The organism is Amycolatopsis sp., from assembly GCF_036008905.1.
In the GTDB taxonomy this organism is placed as follows: domain Bacteria; phylum Actinomycetota; class Actinomycetes; order Mycobacteriales; family Pseudonocardiaceae; genus Amycolatopsis.
Genome location: NZ_DASYMU010000122.1, coordinates 1 through 5,046, shown reverse-complemented (window position 1 = coordinate 5,046; position 5,046 = coordinate 1). Strand labels below are relative to the sequence as shown.

Genomic DNA, 5,046 nt, shown 5'->3' with positions numbered 1-5,046 from the left:
TGGTCGTCGATCCGGCCCGGTATCGGGTGACCGGTACCACCGACTGGGCGACCGGAGCCGCGTGGCTTGCTTCCCGTGACTGCCTGGACGCGCTGGGTCCGCTGGACGAGCGATATTTCCTCTACTCGGAGGAGACCGAATTCATGCTTCGCGCGGGTGACAAGGGCTTCGCCGTGGTCTTCGAACCGGAAGCCGTCGCCGTGCATCTCGGTGGTGAACAATCGACGTCACCGAGCTTGTGGGCCCTCGCCACCACCAACCGCGTCCGGTTACGGCGTGAGCGCGCCGGGCGCCGGGCCGGGGTCACGATGTGGCTCGCCGTGACCCTCAACGAAGCGATCCGGGCGGTCACTCGGGGAAAGGGGCCCGGTGCCAAGCATCGGAAATCGCTGTGGGAGCTCACGCGTATGCGCCGATGGCCCGCGCTCCCTCGAGATGCGGACGCCGAAAAAGCGGATTATGTGTGCTTCGCCGCTCAGGACTGGTGGTATCACAACCAGGCGCATTCCGATTTCCAGTTGATGCGCTCGATCGCGAAGGACCGCCGAGTGCTCCTGGTCAACAGCATCGGGATGCGGATGCCGACGCCGGGACGCAGCAGCCAGGTCGCCGGGAAGATCCTGCGGAAACTCCGCAGTGTCGCCAAACTGGTCCGCCGCCCGTTGCCGGAACTGCCGAACTTCTACGTCATGTCCCCGTTACCGTTACCGTTTTACGGTTCCCCGTTCCTCCGCAAAGTGAACGCGGTCGTCATCCGCGCGCAGGTTCGTGCCGTGTCGGCATTCCTCCGGCTCGAGCGGCCCGCGTACGTGGTGACCATCCCGACGGCATGGGATGTCGTCGAGCCGTTGCCACGCCGCGCGCTGGTATTCAACCGCTCGGACCGGCATTCCGAATTCCCCGAATCGGACCGCGAAACGATCGAAGCGCTCGAAGGCCGGTTATTGCGGAATTCGGATCTCATCACCTATGTCAGCCAGATGCTGCTCGACGACGAACGCGAGCAGACGGGCGACCGGGCGCATTTCCTGGACCACGGCGTGGATATCGAGCATTTCCAGACGCGCCCCGAAGCCGAAATACCCGCGGATCTCCTGGCGATTCCCGGTCCGCGCGTCGGTTTCTTCGGAGCACTGGACGATTTCGTGGTCGATTTCGACCTGCTGGAACGCGTTGCCGTCGAACTGCCGGAGGCCTCGCTGGTGCTCATCGGTAGCGCGACCTATGACATGGAACGGTTCGAAAAGTACGACAACGTGCACTGGCTGGGTTTCCAGCCTTACGAGACGATTCCCGCCTACGGCTCGGGGTTCGACGTGGCGATCATGCCGTGGCTCGACAACGAATGGATCCGCCATTCGAACCCGATCAAGCTCAAGGAGTACCTCGCACTTGGACTGCCTGTGGTCAGCACGGACTTCGCCGAACTGACCAAGTACACCGGCCGGGTCCGCTCAGCGGGTGATCACGCCGGGTTCATCGACGCGATCAGGCGCAGCCTGGACGAAGGTCCTTTGCAGACTCCGGAGCGACTTCGGGACTCGGTGACGGAATTCTCGTGGCAGTCCCGCGCCGCCGAACTCATGTCCCTTGTGGAACGTCCTGCTCCTCGCGGCTGATCAAGAGTGCGGGACGACCACCTGTCCGCGTGGCCGTCCCGCACTCTTGGTCGCATAGAGCCTCAGTTGTCCCGGATGAAGGTCTCGCACTAACCTCCAAGACACACCTAAATTCCGGCGAGCCTCACAAGCCTCGCGGCGGTCCGTGTCGCCGACCGGTACAGCCCCGGAGCGCCGGCGAGGACATCATCGATCCAGGCCGGGCCGATGTCGTGGCGAAGGCTGTTTCGCGACTGCAGCCAAGCGAATTCGCGGGCCGGTCCGCCATCGTTACCGTAGACGCGAGTCATCCCGGCCTTGCGCAACCGATGCAACACCCCGCGGTCGTAGGCGCCGAACGGGACCGCCGCGTGCCGCACCGGCTTGCCCACCAGCTTCGAAAGCAGTTTCGGCGCTTCCGCTATTTCCTGCGTCGCGCGTCTGTCGTCGAGCCGCCGCCAGTCGCTGTGCGACCAGCCGTGCGTCCCTATCGACATGCCGGCGTCGACCAGTTCGCGGACGCCGTCGCGGCCGATCCGCCCCCGCTCGCCCAGTTGACCGGCGAGCAAAAAGAACTCCGCGGTGAGGCGGCGTTCGAGCAGGCGCGGGAGCGCGATCTCGACGTCGGAAGCGTTGCCGTCGTCGAAGGTGAGGCGGACGTTGTCGATCCCGACGACCGCGTCGAGCACCTGCTCGAACTGCTCCACGGTCACCCACGACTCGTCCTCCCCCGGATCGAGCGCCCGGCGGGGCTTGCCGATCCCGTGGACGATGAGGTTGACGATTGTTGGTGGCATCGAACACCTCGCACGCACTCGGGAACGGACTGTTGCCCGATTAATCGTCCGCGCGAATGGAGTAGTTACATTATCTACTAAAACTTATTTGCGTATCTCCAAAGTGCAGCACTTCGGGCCGCCGCCGGCTTTGCGCAGCTCAGAGATGTCGAGCAGCCATGGCTCGTACCCACGGTCCCGGAGCCGGTCCGCCAGGTCGGTCGCCTCGATCGGCAGCACGACGTTGCGACCGTCCGAAACCCCGTTCAACCCGAAGCACGCCGCGTCCGCGCCCGTGGCGAGCACCGCGTCCGGGAAAAGCTTCGCGAGGACACGCTGGGAGCCCGCCGAGAACGCGCCCGGGTAGTACGCGATCTGCGCGGGGGTGGTGTCGGTGGCTTCCGACAGTACGAAAAGCGCGGTGTCGAGGTGGTAGTACCGCGGATCGATCAGCCGCAGGGAAACGACCGGCACCCCGAGGGCTTCCTGCGCCTCGGCGTGCGCGGCCGGGTCGGTGCGGAAGCCGGCGCCCGCGAGCAGCAGCTTGCCCGTCCAGGCGAAGTCGCCTTCGGCTTCGTTGATCTTCTCGGGCATCGTGATGTCGCGGTAGCCGTGCTCGAGGAACCAGCGGCGGAAGTGCTCGGCCTCGGCCGTCCGCTGCGGCGCGCGGAACCGCGAACCGAGCACGCGGCCGTCGACGACGGTGCCGGAGTTCGCGGCGAAGACCATGTCGGGCAGGCCTGGCTGCGCGTCGATCTCCTCGACGGTGTGCCCGAGCTTGCGGTAGGTGTCCCGGAGCTCGGTCCACTGCGCCATCGCGAGCTCGACGCTCACCGGCTGCGAAGGGTCCATCCAGGGGTTGATCACGTACTCGACCGCGAAGAACCGCGGCGCGCACATCAGGTATCGGCGGGTCGTGGGTACGCGCAAGTCCAACATGATTGAAGCGTATGGCTCGATACAGAAGCAATCAATCTCTGTTTGATGCGTAGATTACTGCTAAACATTGCGTATGAACACCATCGACCAGCGAATCGTTTCGCAGCTCGTCGCCAACGCGCGTTCCAGCTACGCCGACATCGGCAAGGTCGTCGGCCTGTCCGCGCCGGCGGTGAAGCGCCGGGTCGACAGACTGCTCGATTCCGGGGTCCTGCGCGGCTTCACCGCGGTCGTCGACCCGGAGGCGCTGGGCTGGGGCACCGAGGCGTTCGTCGAGGTGCACTGCCAGGGCAACATCACCCCGGCGCGCATCCGGGCGCGGCTCGAACCGCTGCCCGAGGTCGTCGCGGCCTACACCGTGTCGGGTGCCGCCGACGCGATCGTGCACCTGCGGGCGGCGGACATCCACCACCTGGAGACGGCGTTGGAGCGCCTGCGGGGGCTGGAGATCATCGACCGCACGGTGTCGACCGTGGTCCTCTCCCGGCTACTGGAGCGCCCGCCGAACCCGGAGCCTGACTCTAAAGTCGGCGGATGACCGACAGCATCCTCACCGAGCGCATCGGCCGCGTCGCGGTAGTCACCGTCGACGCGCCGGCCAGCCGCAACGCCCTCACCCTCGACCTGTCCGCCCAGCTCACCAAGGCTGTCACCGACGCCGAGCAGGACGAAGACGTCCACGCCCTGGTCGTCACCGGCACCCCGCCCGCCTTCTGCGCGGGCGCGGACCTCTCCGCGCTCGGCGAAGCCAAAGAAGACGGCCTTCGCGCGATCTACGACGGTTTCCTCGCCGTCGCGCGCTGCACGTTGCCGACGATCGCGGCGGTCGGCGGGGCGGCCGTCGGCGCCGGGCTGAACCTGGCGCTCGCCGCCGATGTCCGGCTGGCCGGGCCGCACGCCAAGTTCATCGCGCGCTTCCTCGAGCTCGGGCTGCACCCTGGCGGCGGGATGACGTGGATGATCCAGCAAGCCGTAGGACGCCAACGGGCCGCCGCGATGACACTGTTCGGTGAGGTCCTCGACGCCGAAGCCGCGGTCCGGGCGGGCCTGGCGCTCCGCCTGATCGAGGGCGGTCACGACGAACTGGTGGAAGCCGCGCTCGCCCTCGCGAAGCCCGCCACCGAGGCGCCGCGAGAACTCGTTCTGGCGACGAAACTTTCGATGCGCCGCACTCGCGCGCTGACCGAGCACGCCGATGCGGTCGACGTCGAAATCGTGCCCCAGCTCGTTTCGCTGGATTCTCCGGAATTCACCGCAAGACTGGCAAACATCCGGGCTCGAATCGGAGGAAAATAGGGGGAGAAACCGCGCAGAACGAGACGGGGGTCACTGCATCAGGTCATTTTTGCCGTTACCATGAGTTACATGTAAATCTGGCGTTCGCCGCCGCCGGGTGGCCGGGGTCCCACCTGGTGGACTCAGGGGTCGCACCCTGGAACCAACCACAATCCCCGCGAGCTAACCTCGAAGGGTGCGTGGTGATCTAGCCGACATCACCACGCACGGATACGCGCAACGCCGCCAGTCGGGAGAGAGGGATTCCCTGACCCATGAGCACCAGTGCGAACGGCAACGGCTCGTTGTCCGCTACTCGCCATACCGAGATCAGCAAGCTGGACCGGGTGGTCATCCGGTTCGCCGGCGACTCCGGTGACGGCATGCAGCTGACCGGCGACAGGTTCACCTCGGAGGCCGCGGCCTTCGGCAACGACCTGTCGACGATGCCGAACTTC

6 protein-coding genes are annotated in these 5,046 nt (G+C 66.2%); 4 read left to right on the top strand and 2 right to left on the bottom strand.

All coding sequences use genetic code 11. From position 1 onward, the window contains the following. On the top strand, positions 1-1,619 hold a 1,619-nt coding region (locus VGP60_RS21870), incomplete at its 5' end, for a glycosyltransferase (RefSeq protein WP_327549919.1). A gap of 107 nt (positions 1,620-1,726) precedes the next feature. Here VGP60_RS21870 and VGP60_RS21865 read toward each other — a convergent pair. Continuing rightward, on the bottom strand, positions 1,727-2,395 hold the full coding sequence (locus tag VGP60_RS21865; RefSeq protein ID WP_327549918.1) for a polysaccharide deacetylase family protein: 669 nt from the start codon (positions 2,393-2,395) through the stop codon (positions 1,727-1,729). Positions 2,396-2,479: 84 nt separating this feature from the next. After that, positions 2,480-3,313, bottom strand: coding sequence for a dimethylargininase (gene ddaH / locus VGP60_RS21860; protein ID WP_327549917.1), 834 nt, complete (start codon positions 3,311-3,313; stop codon positions 2,480-2,482). Between the two features lie 73 nt (positions 3,314-3,386). On the opposite strand from ddaH, the gene VGP60_RS21855 reads away from it, so the two are divergent. From VGP60_RS21855 to VGP60_RS21845, 3 genes are all read left to right on the top strand, one after another. Beyond that, on the top strand, positions 3,387-3,851 hold the full coding sequence (locus VGP60_RS21855; protein ID WP_327549916.1) for an Lrp/AsnC family transcriptional regulator: 465 nt from the start codon (positions 3,387-3,389) through the stop codon (positions 3,849-3,851). Then, complete coding sequence (locus VGP60_RS21850; RefSeq protein WP_327549915.1) at positions 3,848-4,609, top strand: enoyl-CoA hydratase; 762 nt, start codon at positions 3,848-3,850, stop codon at positions 4,607-4,609. Before VGP60_RS21855 ends, VGP60_RS21850 begins: the two co-directional genes overlap by 4 nt. A 254-nt stretch (positions 4,610-4,863) precedes the next feature. Further along, a partial coding sequence (locus VGP60_RS21845; RefSeq protein ID WP_327549914.1) for a hypothetical protein occupies positions 4,864-5,046 on the top strand: 183 nt, incomplete at its 3' end.